The sequence below is a fragment of the Alicyclobacillus dauci genome, from assembly GCF_026651605.1.
GTDB classification, from domain to species: domain Bacteria; phylum Bacillota; class Bacilli; order Alicyclobacillales; family Alicyclobacillaceae; genus Alicyclobacillus; species Alicyclobacillus dauci.
On sequence record NZ_CP104064.1, the window covers coordinates 4,495,786 to 4,517,818 of the forward strand.

Annotated in this window: 18 protein-coding genes; 3 read left to right on the forward strand and 15 right to left on the reverse strand. The window is 55.5% G+C overall.

The annotated features are described in order from the left end of the window. Positions 1–346 precede the first annotated feature (346 nt). The 11 genes from fsa to NZD86_RS22460 form a co-directional block, all read right to left on the reverse strand. On the reverse strand, positions 347–994 hold the full coding sequence (gene fsa / locus NZD86_RS22410; protein ID WP_268044284.1) for a fructose-6-phosphate aldolase: 648 nt from the start codon (positions 992–994) through the stop codon (positions 347–349). A gap of 59 nt (positions 995–1,053) precedes the next feature. Then, positions 1,054–1,413, reverse strand: a complete 360-nt coding sequence (locus tag NZD86_RS22415; protein ID WP_268044285.1) for a response regulator — start codon at positions 1,411–1,413, stop codon at positions 1,054–1,056. Positions 1,414–1,557: 144 nt separating this feature from the next. Next, positions 1,558–3,165, reverse strand: coding sequence for a CTP synthase (locus tag NZD86_RS22420; protein WP_268044286.1), 1,608 nt, complete (start codon positions 3,163–3,165; stop codon positions 1,558–1,560). A gap of 80 nt (positions 3,166–3,245) precedes the next feature. Further along, positions 3,246–3,791, reverse strand: a complete 546-nt coding sequence (gene rpoE, locus NZD86_RS22425; RefSeq protein WP_268044289.1) for a DNA-directed RNA polymerase subunit delta — start codon at positions 3,789–3,791, stop codon at positions 3,246–3,248. 572 nt (positions 3,792–4,363) lie between these two features. Beyond that, positions 4,364–5,311 (reverse strand): methylmalonyl Co-A mutase-associated GTPase MeaB, encoded by a 948-nt coding sequence (gene meaB / locus NZD86_RS22430; protein ID WP_268044290.1) that lies wholly within the window; start codon positions 5,309–5,311, stop codon positions 4,364–4,366. 99 nt (positions 5,312–5,410) lie between these two features. Next, a complete protein-coding gene (locus NZD86_RS22435) occupies positions 5,411–6,556 on the reverse strand; it encodes an acyl-CoA dehydrogenase (protein ID WP_268047008.1) in 1,146 nt (381 codons plus the stop codon). Between the two features lie 73 nt (positions 6,557–6,629). After that, positions 6,630–7,787, reverse strand: coding sequence for an acyl-CoA dehydrogenase (locus NZD86_RS22440; RefSeq protein WP_268044291.1), 1,158 nt, complete (start codon positions 7,785–7,787; stop codon positions 6,630–6,632). A 24-nt stretch (positions 7,788–7,811) separates the two neighbouring features. Beyond that, entirely contained in the window at positions 7,812–8,594 is a 783-nt protein-coding gene (locus NZD86_RS22445) for an enoyl-CoA hydratase/isomerase family protein (protein ID WP_268044292.1), read from the reverse strand. A gap of 15 nt (positions 8,595–8,609) precedes the next feature. After that, positions 8,610–9,467 carry a 3-hydroxybutyryl-CoA dehydrogenase gene (locus tag NZD86_RS22450; protein WP_268044293.1) on the reverse strand — a complete coding sequence of 286 codons (858 nt, stop codon included), beginning with the start codon at positions 9,465–9,467 and terminating at the stop codon, positions 8,610–8,612. 128 nt (positions 9,468–9,595) lie between these two features. Then, positions 9,596–10,777 (reverse strand): acetyl-CoA C-acetyltransferase, encoded by a 1,182-nt coding sequence (locus tag NZD86_RS22455; RefSeq protein WP_268044295.1) that lies wholly within the window; start codon positions 10,775–10,777, stop codon positions 9,596–9,598. A gap of 851 nt (positions 10,778–11,628) precedes the next feature. Beyond that, positions 11,629–13,608: a (Fe-S)-binding protein gene (locus NZD86_RS22460; RefSeq protein ID WP_268044296.1), complete on the reverse strand. Its 1,980-nt coding sequence runs from the start codon at positions 13,606–13,608 to the stop codon at positions 11,629–11,631. A 544-nt stretch (positions 13,609–14,152) separates the two neighbouring features. Between NZD86_RS22460 and NZD86_RS22465 the strand changes: the two genes are divergently transcribed. Then, on the forward strand, positions 14,153–14,965 hold the full coding sequence (locus tag NZD86_RS22465; RefSeq protein WP_268044298.1) for a glycosyltransferase family 2 protein: 813 nt from the start codon (positions 14,153–14,155) through the stop codon (positions 14,963–14,965). Between the two features lie 63 nt (positions 14,966–15,028). On the opposite strand, the gene NZD86_RS22470 is transcribed toward NZD86_RS22465, so the two are convergent. From NZD86_RS22470 to speE, 4 genes are read right to left on the reverse strand one after another with little or no spacing between them, the layout of a single operon-like run. Then, entirely contained in the window at positions 15,029–15,394 is a 366-nt protein-coding gene (locus NZD86_RS22470) for a hypothetical protein (RefSeq protein ID WP_268044299.1), read from the reverse strand. Continuing rightward, positions 15,387–15,854, reverse strand: a complete 468-nt coding sequence (locus NZD86_RS22475; protein WP_268044300.1) for a YwiB family protein — start codon at positions 15,852–15,854, stop codon at positions 15,387–15,389. Before NZD86_RS22475 ends, NZD86_RS22470 begins: the two co-directional genes overlap by 8 nt. Positions 15,855–15,861: 7 nt before the next feature. Next, positions 15,862–16,749, reverse strand: a complete 888-nt coding sequence (gene speB / locus NZD86_RS22480; protein ID WP_268044301.1) for an agmatinase — start codon at positions 16,747–16,749, stop codon at positions 15,862–15,864. Beyond that, positions 16,746–17,579: a polyamine aminopropyltransferase gene (gene speE, locus NZD86_RS22485; protein WP_268044302.1), complete on the reverse strand. Its 834-nt coding sequence runs from the start codon at positions 17,577–17,579 to the stop codon at positions 16,746–16,748. Before speE ends, speB begins: the two co-directional genes overlap by 4 nt. Positions 17,580–18,042: 463 nt before the next feature. On the opposite strand from speE, the gene NZD86_RS22490 reads away from it, so the two are divergent. After that, the gene (locus tag NZD86_RS22490; RefSeq protein WP_268044303.1) at positions 18,043–20,082 is read left to right on the forward strand and encodes a transglycosylase domain-containing protein; all 2,040 of its coding nucleotides are present in this window, start codon (positions 18,043–18,045) and stop codon (positions 20,080–20,082) included. A gap of 128 nt (positions 20,083–20,210) precedes the next feature. Beyond that, positions 20,211–21,398, forward strand: coding sequence for a pyridoxal phosphate-dependent aminotransferase (locus tag NZD86_RS22495; protein ID WP_268044304.1), 1,188 nt, complete (start codon positions 20,211–20,213; stop codon positions 21,396–21,398). Positions 21,399–22,033: the final 635 nt, after the last annotated feature.

Genomic DNA, 22,033 nt, shown 5'->3' on the forward strand with positions numbered 1-22,033 from the left:
AGAGCAGGGTTCATAGGCAAAATTTAATTCGTCACACGGTAACGCGTAACGGAGATACCAATTTAAAAGGGCATGTAGTGTGTATGCGCATCAGAGTTGGTACTAGTGCACTGTCCAATTCACACGAATGGAATCAAAGTGGAGAGGATAGTGTGCTGTACTCCGGTGTCGAGGAGACTGTGATGCATGAGTTGGTTTTGTCATGCGGACAGGATGACACTTCGGATGATATGCATAGTATAGACCCGGTGTGACACATTTAACAAGCGTGGAGTCGGATGAATTGAAAGAAAAGCGCCAGCCGCCGCGGCGACAGCTGGCAATTTCTCAATCACACTTCGTCGATTTACTGCTTTTGAAGTGTGCTCCAGTCGGCCAGGAACCGCTCGATTCCTCGATCTGTCAAGGGATGCTTAATGATCTGGTCAATGACTTTAAATGGAATCGTAGCAATGTGCGCGCCAGCTTTAGCGGCTTGTGTCACGTGAATTGGATGACGAATGCTGGCTGCAATGATCTCTGTGTCAATTGCATGCAAGTCGAAAATATGCGCAATGTCCGCAATCAACTCAGCACCATCTTGACTGATGTCATCCAAACGACCAATAAATGGGCTGACGAACGAGGCACCGGCCCGGGCAGCAACAAGCGCTTGATTCGCACTGAAGATCAGTGTGACATTCGTACGAATCCCACGTTGTGCCAATTGATAGACTGCTTTCATGCCTTCAGCGGTCATGGGAATTTTGATCACAATATTCTTGTGAATGTCTGCGAGCGGAAGCGCTTCTTTGACCATACCTTCTGCATCGAGACTGACAACCTCTGCGCTGATAGGTCCATCAACGATTTCCACAATTTCCTTGAGGACTTGAACGAAGTCTCGCCCCTCTTTGGCGACAAGACTGGGGTTTGTCGTTACGCCACTCAAAATTCCCATCGCAGCTGCTTGTTTGATCTCGTCCACGTTGGCGGTGTCGATAAAAAATTTCATATCTCCATTCCTCCCCTGTAGCATCTACCTCTATCTTACCAATGGAACGACAAAATAGATCACGTACTGAGTTGGTCTCTTACTGCTTGCCGTAGTTCGTCGATGTCAAAAGGCTTCGTGAAGTGTGCGATGGCGCCCATTTCCATGGCTTCTTGGATGAGATCGAGTTCGCCATAAGCCGTCATCATGATCACTTTCGTATCGAGCTCCAGCTTTCGAATATTCCGCAGAATCTCCAAACCATCCATGCCCGGAATCTTCATGTCGAGAAGAATTAAATCTGGATGTTCTTGTTGGACGATATCAAGCGCCGTCAATCCATTTGGGGCCTGAAATATCTCATAACCTTCACGTTGCAAGACTTCCTGCAAGAGAACGCGGATGCCGAATTGATCATCAACTACCAGTACCTTTGCCACCGAAACACCCTCTTCTTAACCATCACGCCTATGTATGCCCCACTGCTATTCGGCATCCAACGTTAAGATTCCTCTATAAATTATGGGAAACTTCTTAAAAGGGCTTCGGCCGTCACCTGTGATGGCAACGGCCGAACATCTATTTTATCGATCCGCTTGATACTTGAGGCTCGCCGCAATAAACTCACGGAACAACGGCTGAGCACGGTTTGGTCGCGAAGTGAACTCGGGGTGGAACTGAACACCCACAAACCAACAATGATCAGGAAGTTCAACGATCTCAACGAGTCTCCCATCCGGCGACGTACCCGTGATGGCCAATCCCGACTCTTCCAAGGTAGCACGGAACTCGTTGTTAAATTCATAACGATGACGATGCCGTTCCGAAACCCAATCCGTCTGATATGCTTTCGCTGCAAGGGAATCCGACCGAACACGGCAAGGATATGCGCCAAGACGCATCGTACCGCCCATGTCCTGGACGTCCTTCTGTTCTGGGAGCAAATCGATAACTGGATACGGTGTATCCGGCTTAATTTCACTCGTGTGTGCACCGCTGAGTTTAGCGACATTGCGCGCGTATTCGATCACGGCAATTTGCATTCCCAAGCAAATACCAAAGTACGGGATATTTCGCTCGCGAGCATAACGGCACGCGACGATCTTCCCCTCAATCCCTCTATCTCCAAAGCCACCAGGCACGAGGATTCCATCCACTCCTGACAGCAGCTCGTCCACATTTAATTCGTTGACATCTTCAGCCTGGACCCATCGCAGGTCTACATGTGCGTCATTTTCAAAGCCACCGTGGTTCAGAGCAGCCATGACGCTCGCGTATGCGTCCGGCAATGCAACGTACTTGCCAACAATCGCGATGGTCGTCTGACGATGTAACCCTTTGACGCGGTTCACCATGCGTACCCACTCATCCATATCTGGTGCGGGTGCGTCAATGCCAAGTTGGCGCAAAACAATGTCATCAAGGCCTTCTTCACGCAGCATCAAAGGAACTTCATAAATGACATCCGCATCACGTGCTTCAATGACGGAATCTTCATCTGTATCACAGAACAGAGCGATCTTACGCTTCACATCATCGCTGAGCGGCACCTCTGTCCGGCAGACAATGATATTCGGACTGATACCGATGCTGCGAAGGGATGCAACACTGTGTTGCGTTGGCTTCGTTTTTACTTCACTGGCCATTTTCAAGTACGGAATTAGGGTGACGTGAATATAGAGGACGTTGTTGCGGCCGACTTCGCCTTTCATCTCCCGAATCGCTTCGAGAAACGGTTGGCTTTCGATATCGCCTACGGTACCGCCAATCTCCGTGATCACGATGTCCGTGTCCGGCTTGGCAGCCTGCATAATACGCTCTTTAATTTCGTTGGTCACATGAGGAATCACTTGAACCGTACCGCCTAAGTAATCCCCACGACGCTCCTTGGAGATAACCGACCAGTAGATTCGTCCGCTTGTAACGTTGTTTGCCTGACTGAGATTATTGTCAATAAATCGTTCGTAGTGACCTAGGTCGAGGTCCGTTTCCGCACCGTCATCTGTGACGAACACTTCGCCGTGTTGATAGGGGCTCATTGTTCCGGGATCGACATTAATGTACGGATCAAACTTTTGTATTGTCACCTGCAGCCCGCGATTTTTGAGCAAGCGTCCCAAAGATGCGGCGGTAATCCCTTTACCGAGTCCGGAAACGACGCCACCGGTCACGAAAATATATTTCGTGCTCATGAAAGATCCTCCTCAATGAATTCACACAAAAACAGCGTTCTGGCCTCAACCAGAACGCAAGTGGAGAAGAAACCAGAAAATCAGTCTTCTTCCTCTTCTTCTTCATCTTCCTCTTCGTACAACGTGTCTTCCTCAGCGTCTTCGTCGTCGTCTACGTAGTCTTCATCCGCGACGGCTTCTTCCTCATCTTCCGAAGCAGCATCAAAGTCCACTTCATCCTCGTCGTCAGACGGCGGTGTAACGAAGTCGTTGTCGTCCAACTCGGCAACATCGACGTCTTCATACTCTTCATCATCATCGTCGTCATCGCCAAAGGCGTCGCCCGTTTTGCGAACGAACTTCTTACCACTTAACCGATCCGCAACTTTGTCCGTCGGATACCAACGATTCAATCCCCAGACGTTCTGCCCAATGCAAATAAAACGACCGTCAATGTTGATTTCAGTAAAGACCCGTGCAATGACCTCGTTGACCTCTTCCTCGGAGAGATTCCGGAGTTCCTGAATTTCCTTCATTATATCGCGAAAATAAAGCGGCTCTTTTTTTACCTTGAGGATCTCGTAGGCAAGCTCCACCAACGGCATTTGCTGGATCTCGTGATCCGGCCGCGTCAACGTGACAGCCATTCACACCCGTCCCTTCTGTACCTCTTAGCAAATACATGGATTATAGCACACGCTGCAAGCGAGTGTCATGGCCGAACAAAATAAAAGTATTTCCAGCCTACATCATAGGCTTCATCATAACCAAATTCCCACTGCTTTTAACCGTGGCGGCGGAAAGCGCTGGGGGCGCTCGGCCGGGTGGCGGATTAGGGGAACAAAGTTACCTTATTCGTTGACGCGAGGCGTGTTTGGCATGAACAACGGACTCGCATTCCGTTATGTGACCAGATCAGCGCGTGGATGAAGCGCGATCGACGGGATAACGGAATCTCATTCCCCTGCTCTCGGTTCACCGCCGTCGGGCGAGGCGCAAGGGATCGTGAGTCCGTTGTCCGGGCCCGGCAGGCCCAAGGCCCGAGCTACCGGCTGGGGGTGCACCGGGAGTTGTAGCCCATCACCCGATTATGTCACACCGCCACCGCCGCAATCCGGCAGTTTGGGGCTTGCTGCAGGCCCCTGGCCCGAAAATTAAGTGACGAATCGTTCCCGCCACACTCGCCACGTTCCCGCCACCCCTGGCGCGACCCACGCCACTACCCGCGTCTCCACACATCCGCCAGCAGTCGCGCGGCAACCTGTGTGGGGCTGACATCCGTCTGGTCCTCGATGAGGACTCGCCACGTCTCGTCGTCATGCATGCGCTGGAGGACGCGTGCTTTCAAGCCCTGCTCGAGGAGGGCAAGAATGTGCGATCGGCGACGGACTTGCGCTCGTTGTTCGACGTCGGGTCGCTGTTTCATGTGCTCGTCGTGACGCAGAACGGCCTGCCAGACTTCCTCTACGCCTTCGCCGACAGTGGCGATGGTTTTGACAATGGGCGGCTGCCAACCGTTTCGCCACAACGTCTTTTCATGAACCATCAGAGTTAATGCGCGGAACATGGAAGCCGCGCCTGGATCGTCGGCTTTGTTGAGCACGAATATATCGCCGATCTCCATGATCCCCGCCTTCGACGCCTGTACGGCATCGCCGGCGCCAGGAGTCAAGACCAGTGCCACTGTGTCGGCCACGTGTAGTACATCAAGCTCAGCCTGCCCAACGCCAACGGTTTCCAACAAGATGGTATCGCATCCGAATGCGCTCATGGCCATCAACATCTCGCGCGTTGCTGATGCCATGCCACCTTGATAGCCGCGGTTGCTCACGCTTCGGATAAACACGCCGGGGTCGCCGCTGTGGTGGGCCATGCGGACGCGATCGCCCAGGAGTGAACCGCCCGTGAAGGGGCTCGACGGATCGACGGCAAGAACGCCAACGGTTTGGTCGAGGGATCGGAGGTGTTTGATGACCTGATCGACCAATGTTGATTTTCCCGCACCGGGTGCACCGGTGAAGCCCACAATGCGCGCCCTGTCCGAAAATGGATAGAGCGCCTCCAGTAACGTTTCTTTCTCAGGATGGTCATCCGCCAAGTAGGAGAGTACACGGGCAAGAGCCCGTCTGTCCCCCTGACGAATTCGATCCACCAACGCATGACTCATGTCTATCAACGCTTCCTTTGCAAGCCTCTGTCCGCTCAGTCTCTGTCCCTCTCCGTCACAAGAGTCCACATTCCACATGTCCCTCTTGTTTGCGTCGGATTAGTTGCCTTTCAAAATTCCTCTCGCGATGACGACGCGTTGAATCTCGTTCGTACCCTCGTAGATCTGCGTGATCTTGGCGTCACGCATCATCCGCTCGACCGGATACTCCTTGATAAATCCGTAACCGCCCAGGATCTGCACCGCTTCGGTCGTCACTTCCATAGCCGTGTCGGAGGCGAACACCTTGCTCATGGCCGATGCTTGGCTATACGGAAGCCCGCTCGACTCCAACCAAGCTGCTTGGTACGTCAACAGGCGAGCGGCCTCGATTTTCGTCGCCATGTCGGCCAGTTTAAATTGAATGGCCTGCAAGTCCGCAATGGGATGCCCAAATTGTTTGCGCTCCTTCGCATAATTGCGTGCAAACTCAAAAGCGCCTTGGGCAATTCCGAGCGCCTGCGCGGCAATTCCGTTCCGACCGCCATCCAGTGTCATCATGGCGATTTTGAAACCGAAACCTTCGTCGCCAAGAAGGTTTTCGGCGGGAATGCGGCAGTCCTCGAAGACGAGTTCCGCTGTCGTGGAACCCCGAATGCCCATTTTGTCTTCGTGTTTGCCGATGCGGAATCCAGGGGTGCCTGCTTCGACGATAAATGCGGACACGCCACGGGTGCGTTTCTCCGGGTCAGTCAGGGCGAAGACAACATACACGTGTGCGGGCCCGGCGTTCGTGATGAAGACCTTGTTCCCGTTCAAGATATAGCTGTCCCCGTCACGCTTCGCCGTCGTGCGCATGCCTCCGGCGTCGGAGCCGGAACCTGGTTCCGTCAAACCGTATGCACCAAGCCATTTTCCCTCCGCCATGGGCCGCAAATACTTCTGTTTTTGTTGCTCTGTGCCGAACTTGTATATTGGCCACCCTGCAAGACTGGTGTGTGCAGATAGCGTGACACCAGTGGATGCGCAAACGCGAGATAATTCTTCTACGGCAATGACGTATCCGAGGTAATCCATCTCCGCGCCGCCATACTGTTCGGGCCAGGGGATGCCGGTGAGGCCGAGATCGCCCATTTTATGAAAGATATCGATATCGAATGAAGCGTCTCTGTCCCGATCCGCCGCGCCAGGTGCAACTTCCTTCTCGGCGAAGGATCGAACCATGTCACGCAACTGTTGGTGTTCTTTGCTGAGTACAAACTGCAATGTCGTCACCTCTATACCATGATGGTCAAGCGGTCGTACGGACCTCGAATAGGCTCCCGCTCCCTGCCAGCCGCTATTTTTTCAGGGTCTCTTTGAGCAATTGACGCGCAATAACCACGCGCTGAATCTGATTCGTACCTTCGTAAATTTGCGTCACCTTGGCGTCGCGCATAAGGCGCTCAACGTGGTATTCGCGAATGTACCCATAGCCCCCGTGCAACTGAACCGCGTCAGTCGTGACGGACATCGCGCCGTCCGATGCGAATAACTTCGCCATCGACGCCTCTTTGCCGCAAGGCTTGCCCGCGTCTTTGAGCTTGGCCGCGTGGTAGATCAGCCAGTGCGCTGCTTCCACGCGCGTTGCCATGTCGGCGAGCAGCATCTGGACAGCTTGCAATTGCGCAAGGGGGCGACCGAACTGTTGTCGATCTTGAACGTAGCGTGCCGTCAAATCCAAGGCCGAACGGGCAATTCCCTGTGCTTGCGCGGCAATGCCGATACGTCCACCGTCCAACAGCTGCATGGCGATGCGAAAGCCCTCGCCCTCTTGACCGAGGAGACTGGCCGCAGGGATGTGTGCATCGTTGAACGTCAGCGCACACGTGGAAGAGCCGTGGAGGCCCATTTTCTTCTCCGTGGGCCCGATAGTGAAACCAGGGGTATCGCGCTCGACCAAAAACGCTGAGACGCCGCGTTTTCCTTTCGTCGGATCGGTCACAGCAAACACGCAAAAGAGGTTCGCTTCCCTAGCGTTCGTGATGAATATCTTTTCGCCGTTGAGAATGTATTCATCCCCTTGTTTTACCGCGCGTGTCCGAATCCCACCCGCGTCCGATCCGGCCGACGGCTCGGTCAAAGCAAACGCCCCGATCCACTCACCCGACGCCAAGCGAGGCAAGTACGCTTGTTTCTGCTCGTCCGTCCCGAAATAGAGAATGGGAAACGATCCGACTGACGTGTGAACGGCCAACATGACACCGAGAGCGGCCGAAGCGTAGGAAATTTCTTCAATGGCACTGATGTACGAGATGAAGTCCGCGCCCACGCCCCCGTACTCCTCGGGAATCGGGAGGCCGAGCAGGCCTAGCCCGCCCATCTGCTTGACGATGTCATGGGGGAATTCATCCGTTTCATCCAACTGGATGGCCCGCGGCGAGATGACTTCTCGTGCAAAGCGGGACACCGTTTCGCGAAGAGCCAATTGCTCTTCACTAAAGTCAAAGCTGAGCATCATTCCCACCTCCCAAACACAAAGTTATTCGCCTCGGAATTCAGCGGATCGCTTTGCTAAAAAGGCGTTCATGCCCTCCTTTTGATCACGCGTCGCGAACGTGAGACCAAAGAGATTTGCCTCCATGGCTTGACCCTTGCTTAAATCGAGCTCAGCGCCGTCATAAACAGCGCGCTTCACATAGCCAAGGGCAACTGGCCCCAAGGCCTTTAGTTGATTTGCATAGGCAATGCCTGCATCAAGGAGTGCATCTTCCGAAACAACTTGACTGACAAGCCCATAAGCGAGCGCCGTTTGGGCGTCGATGCGCTTCCCCGTCAGCAACATATCAAGCGCCCGGCCTTGGCCAATGATACGGGGCAGGCGCTGACTGCCGCCGAATCCAGGCAGCACGCCAAGCGTTACTTCGGGTTGTCCGAATTGCCCGCCTTCGGCAGCAATGCGAACGTCACACGCCATCGACAGCTCCATGCCCCCGCCGAGAGCAAACCCATGAACAAGCGCGATGGTGGGCTGCGGAAGGTTTTCGAGCGCCGTGAACACCCGTTGTCCAAACCGTGCAAACTGCTCTGCTTCCTGTGCAGTCATCGCCTGCATTTCCGAGATGTCCGCACCCGCCGCAAACGCTTTGCCTTCGCCCCGAATGATGACGGCGCGCAAATCGCGTCTGCCGGACAGCATGGCGATATTCGCACCCAGCTCAGAGAGAACCGCCCGGTTGAGGGCATTGCGCTGCGCTGGTCGATTGAGCGACAAAACAGCTATCTGCTCGTCAATGTTCACCTGGATCAAATTCGCTTCAGTCAATGTGTGCTCCCCCGTTTACTCGTAGACGTAGAATCCCCGTCCAGTTTTCTTGCCCAACCAGCCTGCTTTCACGTATTTGCGCAAGAGCGGGCAGGGACGATACTTGGAATCGCCAAAGCCTTCATACAGCACTTCCATGATAGACAAGCACGTGTCGAGGCCGATAAAATCGGCCAACGTGAGTGGTCCCATGGGATGGTTCATGCCCATCTTCATGACCGCGTCGATATCCTGCGGGCTGGATACGCCCTCGTAGACACAATAAATCGCCTCATTGATCATCGGCATCAAGACGCGGTTCGACACAAAGCCAGGGAAGTCCTGTACCTCGACGGGGTGTTTGCTGAGTTGTTTGGCGAGATCGACAACCGTTTGATAGACTTCCTCGTCCGTCGCCAGCCCCCGAATGACTTCCACCAGTTGCATGACAGGCACTGGATTCATAAAGTGCATGCCAATGACCAACTCTGGCCGACTCGTCACAGCAGCGATCTCCGTAATGGGAAGCGACGACGTATTGGACGCGAGAATGGCACCCTCCTTAAGCGTATGGTCAAGCTTGCGGAAGATGTCCAACTTGATGTCCAGGTTTTCCGTTGCCGCTTCTATCGCCATGTCTGCATCCCGGCCATCCGCGATGTCGTCCGAGAGCTGGATGCGGCTGAGAATGGCCGCCTTGTCCTCTTCCGTTATGCGTCCTTTGGAAACCTGCCGAGACAGGTTTTTATCTATGTTTTCGTACCCCTTTTGCGCATAGTCAAAAGAGATGTCATTCAAAATGACTTCCAGGCCGGCAGTCGCCACCACTTGGGCGATGCCGTTCCCCATTTGACCAGCACCCACAACCAGTACGGTTTGAATCGTTTTAGCCATGCGCGTATGAGCCTCCTTGCCCGTCTCTGAAAAAAGCTGCGGCGGTCCTAATAGTCGGTGTGGATCAACGCAATCCGGAACGATCGCTGTGCTGTACTTCCCACACAAGACATTCGTGTACGCCTTGATCACCCAAACACTTCCACGAGCACCGCATCCCCCTGAGCCGCACCACTACATATGGATGCCACGCCCAGCCCGCCTCCGCGGCGGCGAAGTTCGTGAATGAGCGTCGTAACAATCCGAGCGCCACTGGCTCCGATCGGGTGCCCCAAAGCCACGGCCCCACCGTTCACGTTCACTTTGTCCATGTCCAGATCGACGAGTTTCGCACACACCAGCGGGACGGCGGCGAATGCTTCATTGATCTCGACGAGATCGATATCCGCAAGAGAAACACCCGTCTTCTTCACCAACTCTTGGATAGCAAGGGCCGGCGTGATAGGAAATTCGCTCGCCTCCGTCGCGATCTCGACATACCCCAAAATCCGAGCCAACGGCCGATATCCATTCGCCTTCGCGTAGTCTTCATCCATGACAACGACCGCCGATGCCCCATCGTTTACGCCAGGCGCGTTACCAGCCGTCACAGTCCCATCGGCCTTGAAGACTGGCCCCAAGTTGGCCAATTTAGCAAGCGATGTGTCTCGTCGCGGCGATTCGTCCTCCGAGACAATCCGCTCCTCGCGACCCACTTTCGCCTTGACAGGCACGATTTCCTCCGCAAACTTCCCAGCATCGATGGCCGCTATGGCCAGCTCATGACTCCGCAGCGCGAACGCATCTTGCGCTTCTCGCGTGACACCGTACTTCTGTGCCGTATCACTGCCGTGCACAGCCATATGGACACCGTGAAACGAGCAGGTGAGTCCGTCATGGATCATCAAGTCGATCACGTCACCATGCCCCATCCTGAGCCCACTCCGCGCACCTTTCAGCGCATACGGCGCATTCGACATACTCTCCATGCCGCCTGCCACCGCCACGCGCATATCCCCCGCGCGGATCATTGCATCCGCCAGGGTGATGGCCCGCATGCCCGACGCGCACACCTTGTTAACGGTGACTGACGGTGTCTCCCAGGGCAACCCCGCGATCCGCGCCGCCTGCCGCGACGGAATCTGCCCTTGGCCCGCCTGCAGCACCATTCCCATATAGACTCCGTCGATGACATCTGCTGCCACACCGGCCCGTGCCACAGCTGCTTCAATCGCTGCACCGCCCAATTCGACTGCCTGCTTACTCGACAATGCACCCTGGAACTTGCCAAACGGTGTGCGCACGGCACTCACGATCACACTCTTCGTCATCCAAACTCCCTCCCCTATACATGAAACACCCATATGAAAGCGATTGCAACGGGGAATTGTGAAGCGAGGGTACGTGGGGCGTGGGGCGTGGGATGCGGGGCGGCGCCTGGGCCGCCGACGGGGCCGGGATGGCGGGCGGTGGTGGGTGGGGGGCCTGGCGGAGGCGGGCGGCCGGTGGCCGGGTCTGGGAGCCGTGGGGGGCCGGCGTGGCCTGCACGGGAGGCGGGTAGCTGCCTGCAGCCTACCGCGACAAGAGACTTACGTGCCCTTGTTGCTGCCAACTGCATGACTGCATCAAGGCAAGGGCACGAAAGTCCCTTATGCCGCCGATCGCGCCTTCTTCAGACGCGCATGGAGGCGTATAGCGGAATCTGAGTACCTTGTTTGTGCCAAAATCGCCTGGCGTGAGCGTTTAGCGGAACTTTGTTCCCCTAATCCGCCCCGGCCAGCCGCGCCACCGACACCCGCCCGCCTCGGCATGGCACCCGGCACTCGACGTCAGCTAACCGGCCGATACAAGAGACTCACGTGTCCTTGTTGCTGCCAACCGCGTGACTGCATCAAAGCAACGGAACCAGAGTCTCTTATGCCGCCGATCGCGCCTGGTTCATACGTTCATGGAGGCACATAGCGGCATCTGAGTCCCTTCGCCACGCCAAACTCCCGTCGCCTGAGCGTTCAGCGGAACTTTGTTCCCCTAATCCGCCGCCGCGCCGCCGCCCAGCCACCGCACCACCGCAGCCGCACCACCGCAGCCGCACCACCGCAGCCGCACCACCGCAGCCGCGCCACGCGACCCGGCCACCCTCCGCCACACCGGCCCGCGCCCCCCAGGGCGCCAGGCCTCAAACTCAAGCCCCAATCGACATGGCCAGCAGCTCGATCACGTCGTACGTCTGAATTTCTTCTTCCTTGCCGTGGGCCTTCGTGCCGTCGTTCATCATCGTCATGCAGTACGGGCAGGCCGTGCCGATGATGCTCGCGCCCGTCTTGATGGCCTGTTCGGCGCGCATGACGTTGATGCGTGTGCCCGTTTCTTCTTTGAACATGCCACCGCCGCCGGCGCCGCAGCACATGCTTTTGTTGCGGTGGCGTTCCATTTCGACAAGCTTGACGCCTGGGATGGCGTTCAAGATGAAGCGAGGTGCGTCGTAAATGCCATTGTAGCGACCCAAGTAGCAGGAGTCGTGGTAGGTGATGGTCTCGTTCACCGCCACGCTCGGTTTGAGCTTGCCCTGCTCGATGAGTGCGGCTGCGAATTGAGTAGCGTGGATGACTTCCGCTTCGAAGCCGAAATCGGGATATTCGTTTTTGAATGTATTGTAGGCGTGCGGATCGGTGGTGATGATCTTTTTCACGCCGTACGTTTTGAAGATCTCGATGTTGCGTTCAACGAACTCTTGATACAGAAACTCGTTGCCGAGGCGACGTGCAGAATCGCCGTCACTCTCCTCTTCTTCGCCGAGGATGGCGAAGTCGACGCCGGCTTCGAGAAGAATTTTTGCGAATGCCTGAGCGATTTTCTGACTGCGTTGGTCAAACGACGCCGCTGTGCCGACGAAGAACAGGTACTCTGCTTTGCCGTCGACTTCGGCCATGGTTTTGACGTCGAGATCGCCGACCCATTTTGCCCTGTCGCGGCGGGTAATGCCCCACTCGTTCGATTGGCGCTCGAGGTTTTGGAAGACCTTGTTGACCTCCGGTGAAGCCTTGCCTTCGGTGAGGACGAGGTGGCGGCGGAGATCGATGATGTCTTGGACGTGTTCGTTTGCCACCGGGCATGCCTCTTCGCAAGCGCGGCAAGTGGTGCAAGCCCAAATCTCCTCCTCTGAGAAGACACTTTCAAACAGTGGTTGCGTTGACAGATTTTCTGCACCCGCGGCCATTTGCGCCAGCATGCCGGGACCCTCAGCCGTGATGGTGTCTTTCATTTTCAAGATGACGTTTCGCGGTGACAGCGGTTTGCCAGACAAGGTGGCCGGACAGTTGATGTGACAGCGTCCGCACTCCGTACACGCGTAACCGTCGAGCAGTTGTTTCCAGGTGAACTGTTGAATCTGGCCGACGCCGAACTCTTCGACGGATTCGTCTTCGAGATCGAGTTTGCGGAGTTTACCCGGTGAGTCATAACGACGGAAGTACCAATTCGCCATGGCACCCATCATGTGCGAGTGCTTCGATCTCGGAATGACGTACATGAATGAGACTAGGACGAGAACGTGAATCCAGAAGCCGATTTCAGAGACGATGAGAAGACCTGTCGTCGATCCGCCCGTCATCGCGTGTGCAATGCCGTTGAGAACCGGTGACGCGTTGCCAGGATAGTCCCCGTGCAGTGCGATGTCCGCACCGGTTGTCACGAAGTACGTGACGACGAGAAGCGTGATGAAACCGAGGATGAGTCCCGCTTCTAGGCTTGGCTCCGTGCGCATTGGACGAATGACGTAGCGGCGATATGCTGCTACGATAATTGCCGCAATGACGAACAATGAGAACATTTCCTGCATGAACAGGTACCAGGCCATGTGCTCCCATGGGAAGTGCCAGCCGGTGATATGGTAGACGAGGAAGTCCAGATCGCCGAACACTAGGACTAAAAAGCCCCAGAAGATAAACAAGTGGCCGAGACCAGACGGTTCAGCAATGACCTTTTTTTGCAGAATGACGTTCGTGATGAAGCTCCAGATGCGTTCGCCGTGCCGGCCGGATCGAGTTGGATCCGCCTGTCCGAGCCGAAGAAATCGATAGCGATCCCACACGGCTTTACCAAACAAGTACACACCCGTTCCAAATACGAGGACAAATAAAATTAGTTGAATAACGTACAACATCGCGATGCCTCCTTGCATGCCTAAGGGTCGCGGATTCTGATTCGACCAAACGGTCGGTTTACTCAGCATCATATCACAGATGCGGGATAAAAGAATCATTGATTCCTTGGAAAATGTACACGCTTTCCTCTAGAGCCCGTTCGGAACGGCTTTCCCATTTGCCGAGGGCGTGTGCTTTCAACTCGGCACTCTGCCAGGGAAAACGCCTGGGGCAATCATTACGTGACGAGACGACATTGTCCCTTCACACTGAGCACAGTTGATATGTATGGACTTACCCAGTGAATCATCCCCATTTTGTCAGTGGGAGACTATCTGCGTACTATCTGCCGGGTAGACATCTGTGCCTGAGACATCAATCGTAAGAATATTGTAGCAAAAACGACGGCTTTCGACTCACCTTGTCAGTGGAATTTTTACTGGGTTTCAACGGCCTTCTGGTGACACCAACGGGAAAGTGAACACCGTCGTATCGAACGGGTGAAGGAATGACGGATGCCACAGTTGAAAGAGTTCCGGACAAATATAAAGAGGGTGAAGAACCATGACGGAACCACTTGTTACCGTCTTGATTCCAGCATATAACCGAGCAGACTATCTCGGTGCGACGGTAGAAAGTGTGCAGAGACAAACGGAAACAAATTGGCGGTGCATCGTCATCGATGATCATTCCGAAGACAACACACGCGAGGTGGGGTTGCGGTATGTGGCGGGCGATGATCGGATTTCCATATTGACTTTGCCGGAAAATCGAGGTTTAGGCCAAGCACTGAATGCGGGCCTTGAGGAAGTGAGGACACCGTACTTTGTCATCCTGGACAGTGACGACTGGTTTTCCGATCACACCATTTCAGCGTGCCTGACGGAGATGTCGCGTCACACGGACGACGTGTCGCTGGTCTGCGGCAATGCCGCCATTTGGGAGGAGATGGAAGACGGCTCACTGGTCCGCCGGGGAACACAGTTCGGGCAAGCATTCGCGGATCAGTACGAGTTTTTCATGTATGGTCCGAATCTAGTACCGCGATTTTTGCGGACCAGTACGGTGCGGGACGTTGGTGGATTTGAAGTCGATCCGCTGACCCAAGGTCGCATGTTCGAAGACAAGTTGCTCTTGTTAAAACTGATCCACATTAGCCGCTTCGCTTACGTCAACGACGAGCTATACCATATTCGTATCCACAAGACGAATATGACGAAGCCAGAAACGCGCGACAAGTTTATTGAGATCAAGCGCTACATTTACACGCGAATGCTGAAGGAATGGGGGGACGAGTACGAGGTGGAGTTTTTTATACATCCTGAAGGGTGGCTGGATGTAAAGGCCCTGAAGCCAAAAGCCAAGCGACCTGACTGACTCATAGGGGAAACTTCCGGGATCAGACCACGACAACGGCGGAAACGGTGCCAAGTGGGACACTCAAAGTCCCTGCGACCGCTCCCCCAGTTGCGCCCGGCGTTTACTGGACGGCGGTGTTGGCGTAGTGGACGGACCTCTTGCCCGACGCCTGGATGAGGCGGTCTTCTTTCGCGGCGGCGAACGGCGGAATTCATCTTCGCCTCGGTTCCGCGGTGCCGTGTCTTTGACTGGGCTTCCACCCCCGCGAATGAGGGCTCGCGCACGAGCATACAGAACGGCACCGAACTGTCCACACGCCCGACTTGACCAGTCTCCGAGGCGCGTTGTCGATCCGGTTCCCGAGCCACCGGACTCCGACCATTCCCTGGCCATTTCTTCGCGCATCCGCTCCATCATGATGCGTATTTGCTTGTCTTCTTCACTCATGTGCCTCATGGCATTCACCCTGCTCAAACCGAAGTGTCAATCGAATGCGCTGCGGGTCCCCGCCCATGATCATGTCGTACTCCATGAAGACACGCCCTCCGTGCCCTGTGACATCGATTTCAAGCCGCTTGGTGGACGTCGTGATTTCCATTGCCTGCCCGCCCACCAACATTCTGGAAGTATGTTCCTCCCCAGCACGAAATGTATGCGTCCACGTGACCAGACCGTGTCGAATCCACGTGAGCGCATCTGCTTCTATTTTCAGTGTCGTCCTCACATCGCCCGTCTTGTCGCTCACTGGCTCTTCATATGAGACGTAGTGTGCGCGTCCGCGTTGCCGCCAAACAGCAGCGGGGATGCGTTCCACTTCCGCATCCCCGCTCCCTTCCGTGTAGCGTTCCCACGACAAGCCACACGTTTGTGCCTGCCGATTGTGTTCGTTGTCGCTCAGCCAAAACATCTGCGTATCACCGCGTAAACGCGAGAAGTGCCTCGCGAATGATTTTGGAAGCGAGAATTTGTGTCTGCTCTGTCGGATCGATTGCAGGTGCGACTTCCACCAAATCAAAACCGACGACGTTGAGCGACCTCATGTACTGAATGGCCCGGAACGCCTCCGGCGCGAAAATGCCGCCGTGTTCGGCGGTGCCTGTGCCGGGGGCCGTGGCGGGATCGAATACGTCAATATCCCACGTTACGTAAATCGGCTTCTCGTGCAGCTCAGGCAGAACAGTGCGCAATGGTTCAGCGAGCTCGAACGGCGCAAAATGCGTGTTCTCACGCGCCCATGCGAATTCTTCGCGGGTGCCAGAGCGAATACCGAATTGGTAGACCTTGTCCGGCCCAATGGCATCGCAGACTTTCTTGATGACCGTCGCGTGCGAGAACGGTTGCCCTTCGTAGTCATCTCGCAGGTCAGTGTGGGCGTCGATGTGGATGACGTGCAAATCAGGATACTTTTCTGCGGCGGCCCGGATCGATCCCCACGAGACCAAGTGCTCTCCACCAAGACCGATAGGCAATTTCCCCGTCTCATAGAGTGCGGACACATACTTGTATATGCGGTGCACACTCTCCTCCGGGTTGCCGAACGGGAGGGGGATGTCCCCTGCATCAAAGTACTGGATTTCGGATAAATCCCGATCCAAATATGGACTGTACTCCTCTAGCCCCAGGCTCACTTCGCGAATGCGCGTCGGTCCAAGCCTCGTCCCACTTCGAAAGGACACGGTCCAATCCATCGGCATACCGTAAATGACGGCATCTGCCGCGTCAAAATCATATGTCGATCCGATGAACACGTTCCCGCTGTACTCCGGCAAAAACGGCTTGTTTACTTCGAATTCGAAACTCATTCGTTGACGAGCTCCTTCACGAAGTTCGGCAAAGCCAAGGCTGCGTGATGAATCCCGAGATTGTAGTACTTAGTATCTTTCACGCGAACTTCTTTAACGTCCTGTGGGCGGTGAACTTTACTGCCCATCGTAAAGCTCCACATCCCCGTCGGATAAGTTGGGATGTGCGCAAGGTAAAGTTTCGTTATCGGGAATGTCTTGCTGATGTCCTCGTTGACCCGGCGGATCAGGTCCTGATTGGCAAACGGGGACTCCGTTTGCGCGGCCATGATGCCGTCCTCTTTGAGCGCCTCAGACACCGAATCGTAGAACGTTTTGCTGAACAGCCCGACAGCTGGTCCAATTGGATCCGTCGAGTCGATGAGAATAACGTCGAACTCGTTCTTGTGTTCCTCGACGTACTTAATCCCGTCAACGATCTGCACGTCAACGCGCGAGTCACTCAAACCCTGTGCGATGTGCGGGAAGTATTTCTTCGACGTTTCCACGACCGCCCCATCGATCTCAGCCAAAACAGCCCGTTCCACAGACGGATGCTTGATGACTTCGCGAATAATCCCGCCGTCCCCACCGCCGACGACAAGCACGTTCTTCGGATTCGGGTGCGTATGCATCGGCACGTGGGACAACATTTCGTGGTACACGAACTCGTCCTTGTCCGTCGTCATGACACATCCATCTAACACGAGAAGCCGACCGTACTGACCTGTCTCGTAAACTTCCATCGTCTGAAATTCGGTTTCTTCACTATGTATCGTCTTTTCGATGCGCAAACCGAGAGACATATTCTCGCTTTGCAACTCGGTAAACCACAAATTCGGCTTGGCCACTGCGCGTATCCCCTTTCTTCTTGCAAGTCCACGCTGGCATGCAGTCCGTATTATACCAAACAACCGGGCCAGGTAAACCGCTGGCACATGCGGCTTGAACACGGGTTAGATATGAAGAACACCTGGAATGGTACGACATGGACCGTTAAATTAACGGTCTCTTGTTCCGTTGTCACCATGTGAGGGTCCATGCAAGGACATCAACGCAACGAAAGTCCCTTGTTAAACCACGGTCACACCCTGAAAGCTGGAATAGGGTCACATAGCGGAATTTGGGTAAGTTGTACGTCCCAAATGCAGGTCGGATGGATGATTAACGTACCATCGTTCCCTAGTCGGTCGGCTCCTCCGCGAGGCTTGCCAGGTGAGGCAGGTAGGAACCTTGGTGCCCATCGAACGTTTACATGAAACGCTCGCGCCCGGGCATAATAATTCCCACAATTACCCTGAGGAGGTAATTCTGTTGCGTAGGCGGCCATTTTTAACCAAAGAGCCAACAAAAGTCTACCGTCCACGAAAACGGGGTACTCGCCTTTGGCTCAATGTCATCTTCATTTCAGTCGTCACCGGTTTCGCCGGTATGTCCACCATCATCATCTTGCTGAGGTGTCTACCGCTGCCGGATCAAAGCGTTGTCAACCCGACCGAGATCGAAAGCGATGACGGTTTGCGACTGGCAGAGTGGACAAGCAGCGGCACCGAACAGCAAGCCGTGCCGCTGTCGCGCATTCCGCAGGCGCTTATCAATGCGACATTGGCTGTCGAAGACACCAATTTCTATCGCGATCACGCCATCGACCTCAAATCAACCGCCCGCGCCTTGTTGGTCAACATGAAGCACGGGAGTGTGGTTCAGGGCGGATCGACCATCACTCAGCAGCTCGCAAAGAACTTATTTCTTTCCCAGGACAGAACGTATTCTCGGAAAGTGCGAGAGGCCCTCTTCGCCATGCAACTGGAATTACATGAACCGAAGGACTGGATTCTCGGCCGCTACCTGAATGTCGTGTATTACGGGCACGGTGCGTACGGCGTTCAGTCTGCAGCGCGGCTTTACTTTAATAAATCAGTCGACGAGTTGAATGTAGCCGAATGCGCCTTGCTCGCAGGTCTTCCGAAAGGCCCGTCCATCTACTCGCCGCTGACCAGCATGGACAAAGCAAAAGAACGCCAGCACGTCGTCCTACAGCGCATGGTCGCCGCTGGCTATCTCACACAAGAGGCAGCCCGAACGGCGTACAACACGCCCATTACCATCGCCAAGTTCCACAGCCCTATTGTGCAGGCACCATATTTCACGCAGGTGGCCGTGGACGAAGCGAAACGCCAGTACCAGGTCACCAACGAGCAATTGTACCAGGGCGATGTGCGGATTCACACGACGCTCGATCCGCTCCTGCAACAAGCCGCCGAACGCGCACTGATGACAACGCTGCCGAAGCACAGCGACATCCAGGCGGCCCTCGTCGCTATGGATCCGGAAACGGGCGCTATTAAAGCGCTCGTGGGCGGCCGCAACTTCAGGATGAGCCCGTACAATCGGGTGCTGGCGCCGAGGCAGCCGGGATCGACATTCAAAGGCATCCTCTACACAGCGGCCTTGGAGCACGGCTGGACGCCCGCGAACGAGGTCGACAGCAAACTGACGACATTTGTCTACGGACCAAACCATGACAAGCAATACACAGTCCACGACTATGGCGACTTCTACGCGGAGCGGCCGTTGACGTTGAGGGAGGCACTGGCGAGATCCGACAATGTGTACGCCGTCCACACGAACCTCGCAATCGGCCCGGAAGCGGTCGTGGAGATGGGCCACCGGATGGGCATCAGTTCGACGCTGAAGCCGTATCCGTCGCTGGCCCTGGGGGTCTTCCCCGTCACACCCCTGGAGATGGCGACAGCGTACGCCACACTCGCCAACGGCGGCTACAAAGTGTCACCGTACACGGTCAAGGAATTGGACTCACCTGGAAACTCGGTCCAAGTCCACCCGGAAAAAGAGCACGTCGTGTCGCCGCAAATCGCCTATCAAATGACCGATTTATTGACAAGTGTCATGGAGCGAAACGGAACGGGTTACTCCGTGCGTAACTATTTGCACAACGTCGCCGCCGCGAAAACAGGTACAACTGATACAGATGCGTGGATGGTCGGATACACGCCCAACCTCGTCTGTGCCGTCTGGGTCGGCTACGACACAAATAAGCCCTTGACAGTAGCCGAATCGCACCTAGCCGCACCGATCTGGGCCAAGTTCATGGGCACGGCCCAGTCCCATATGCCATACGACGGCTTCAGACCCGTGCCTGGCCTGACGCGCGTCACGCTCGATCCCCTCACCGGCAAAGTCGCCACCCCACTTTGCCGCACAACGGAAGTGGACTATTTCATCCCGGGCACAGAACCAGCCGAACCCTGCCCCGTCCATTCACCGCCGAAACCGGACCAACCGAAGGGGCCGACGAATAAGCTATTCGAGTGGTTTAAGAAGCTGTTTTAGTCGCGTGCCGCTGTGGTCCGCCACAAAGTCCTCCACAAATAAGAAGAATCCGTTGCCTGAAAGGTAACCACTGGGACACGTACGTGTGCTACAATTGCGGCAATACAGCTAAAAGGGGCGTGACCTGTGTGGAAAATCGCTTGTCCGCACGTGTTCGCAACATTAAACCATCGGCAACAATGAGTGTCGACAGCAAAACGAAAGCGCTGCTCGCAGAGGGCAAACCGGTCATCAACATGAGTGTTGGCGAACCGGACTTTGATACACCAACCGCTGCCGCCTTCGCAGGGATCAAGGCCATCACCAACGGCCAAACTCGCTACACAGCAGCTGCTGGCACACTGGCCCTGCGCCAAGCTGTCGCTCGCAAACTGATGACGGAAAATGGACTCCAATTTGCTCCAGAGCAAATTGTCATTTCCAACGGCGCCAAGCACACACTGTACAACGTGCTCTTGTCCATCTGCGACGACGGCGACGAAGTCATCCTGCCGGCTCCGTTTTGGGTGTCATACCCCGAGCAAATAGAGCTTGCGGGTGCCAAGACGGTCGTCGTGCCTGCCGACGCATCGACGAACTATAAAATAACGCCGGAAGCCTTAGCAGCGGCCATCACGCCGCGAACGAAGGCCATCATCCTCAACACGCCGTCGAACCCGACAGGGGCCGTCTACCACGAGGATGAACTGTTGGCCCTCGGCGAAGTCCTGCGCAAGCACGACATCTACATCGTCCTCGACGAAATCTATGAGCGTCTCGTTTACGACGTCAAACAAACGAGTCTTGCGGCCCTATGCCCCGACCTCCGGGACAACGCCCTAGTCGTCAATGGTTTCTCCAAGGCATTCGCCATGACCGGCTGGCGCCTCGGCTACGTGGCCGGCCCAACGGATGTCATCAAGGCCGTCTCAAGCCTGCAGAGTCACTCAACGGGGAGCCCATCGTCTATCTCGCAAGCCGCTGGCCTAACGGCGCTCTCCCATTTCGATCCGTCCGTCGTCGAAACCTTCATGCATCGCCGCGATGTCCTGGTGGAAGGATTAAACTCCCTCCCCGGCGTTACGTGCATCGTGCCCGAAGGTGCATTCTATGCCTTCCCGGACATCTCGGGCGTCATTGGCAAGTCGTACGAAGGCCGGACCATCTCAAGCGCCAATGACTACTGCGAGCTCCTGCTCGAAGCAGCCCTAGTGGCAAGCGTCCCCGGCGACGCATTCGGCGCACCAAACCACGTCCGCTTCTCCTACGCCGTCTCGGACGACCAGGTGGCAGAAGCAGTCGACCGGATGCGCCAGTTCCATCAAAGGTTGAGCTGATTCTCAGTTGTTTGCGGTTTGCAATTGTTTGCGGTTGCCCCGGTGCGGGCGCGCGTCCTTGTGGACGCCGCTTGTGACGGGGCAAGTTTTTTGTGGGGGCGCTGGGGGGACCAGGGACGTCGCCCTGTGCGGGCTATGCCAGGGGGGCCAAGCGGCGCGATGGACTGTTGGCCCGTGAGATAGGTTCCCGGGAATGGCGGTTTGCGCCGCCCAGACGTGGAATAGGGGAACGGCAAACCGTTGTTACGTCGATTTCAATTCCGTGGCGGTGAGTAGCGGAATGGGGTGCCGCTATTTGGCGTCTTGCGTCCCCACTGACAGCTAAATTGCACGGGTAACGGACTGCGGGTTTCTTATGCATGTTTGTAGTGGGCAGAGGTACAAGTAACGGACTATAGGTTCTTTAATGTGACCAGCGAGGTGGCTGACTTGTTTATTTCCTATGATTGGAATACCAGAACCCAGTTAATAAACAAATTTGCTGTTTTGCCGGGGCAACTATTGCGTAGCCCCCAACCCGACGAGGCCCTTGGTGCCACCTTGAAGCCTGCGGCCCATGGCACCGTTGAAGCAAACGGCGCGATGGACAGGTGACCCGTGCGGCCCGTCACGCAGGTGATGGCTTACGCTCGCAA

Coding starts and splice junctions, on each gene's coding strand:
- fsa (WP_268044284.1), bottom strand. CDS start 994: ATGAAATTTTTTATCGACACCGCCAACGTGGACGAGATCAAACAAGCA.
- NZD86_RS22420 (WP_268044286.1), bottom strand. CDS start 3,165: ATGAGCACGAAATATATTTTCGTGACCGGTGGCGTCGTTTCCGGACTC.
- rpoE (WP_268044289.1), bottom strand. CDS start 3,791: ATGGCTGTCACGTTGACGCGGCCGGATCACGAGATCCAGCAAATGCCG.
- meaB (WP_268044290.1), bottom strand. CDS start 5,311: ATGAGTCATGCGTTGGTGGATCGAATTCGTCAGGGGGACAGACGGGCT.
- NZD86_RS22440 (WP_268044291.1), bottom strand. CDS start 7,787: ATGCTCAGCTTTGACTTTAGTGAAGAGCAATTGGCTCTTCGCGAAACG.
- NZD86_RS22450 (WP_268044293.1), bottom strand. CDS start 9,467: ATGGCTAAAACGATTCAAACCGTACTGGTTGTGGGTGCTGGTCAAATG.
- NZD86_RS22455 (WP_268044295.1), bottom strand. CDS start 10,777: ATGACGAAGAGTGTGATCGTGAGTGCCGTGCGCACACCGTTTGGCAAG.
- NZD86_RS22460 (WP_268044296.1), bottom strand. CDS start 13,608: ATGTTGTACGTTATTCAACTAATTTTATTTGTCCTCGTATTTGGAACG.
- NZD86_RS22465 (WP_268044298.1), top strand. CDS start 14,153: ATGACGGAACCACTTGTTACCGTCTTGATTCCAGCATATAACCGAGCA.
- NZD86_RS22470 (WP_268044299.1), bottom strand. CDS start 15,394: ATGAGTGAAGAAGACAAGCAAATACGCATCATGATGGAGCGGATGCGC.
- NZD86_RS22475 (WP_268044300.1), bottom strand. CDS start 15,854: ATGTTTTGGCTGAGCGACAACGAACACAATCGGCAGGCACAAACGTGT.
- speB (WP_268044301.1), bottom strand. CDS start 16,749: ATGAGTTTCGAATTCGAAGTAAACAAGCCGTTTTTGCCGGAGTACAGC.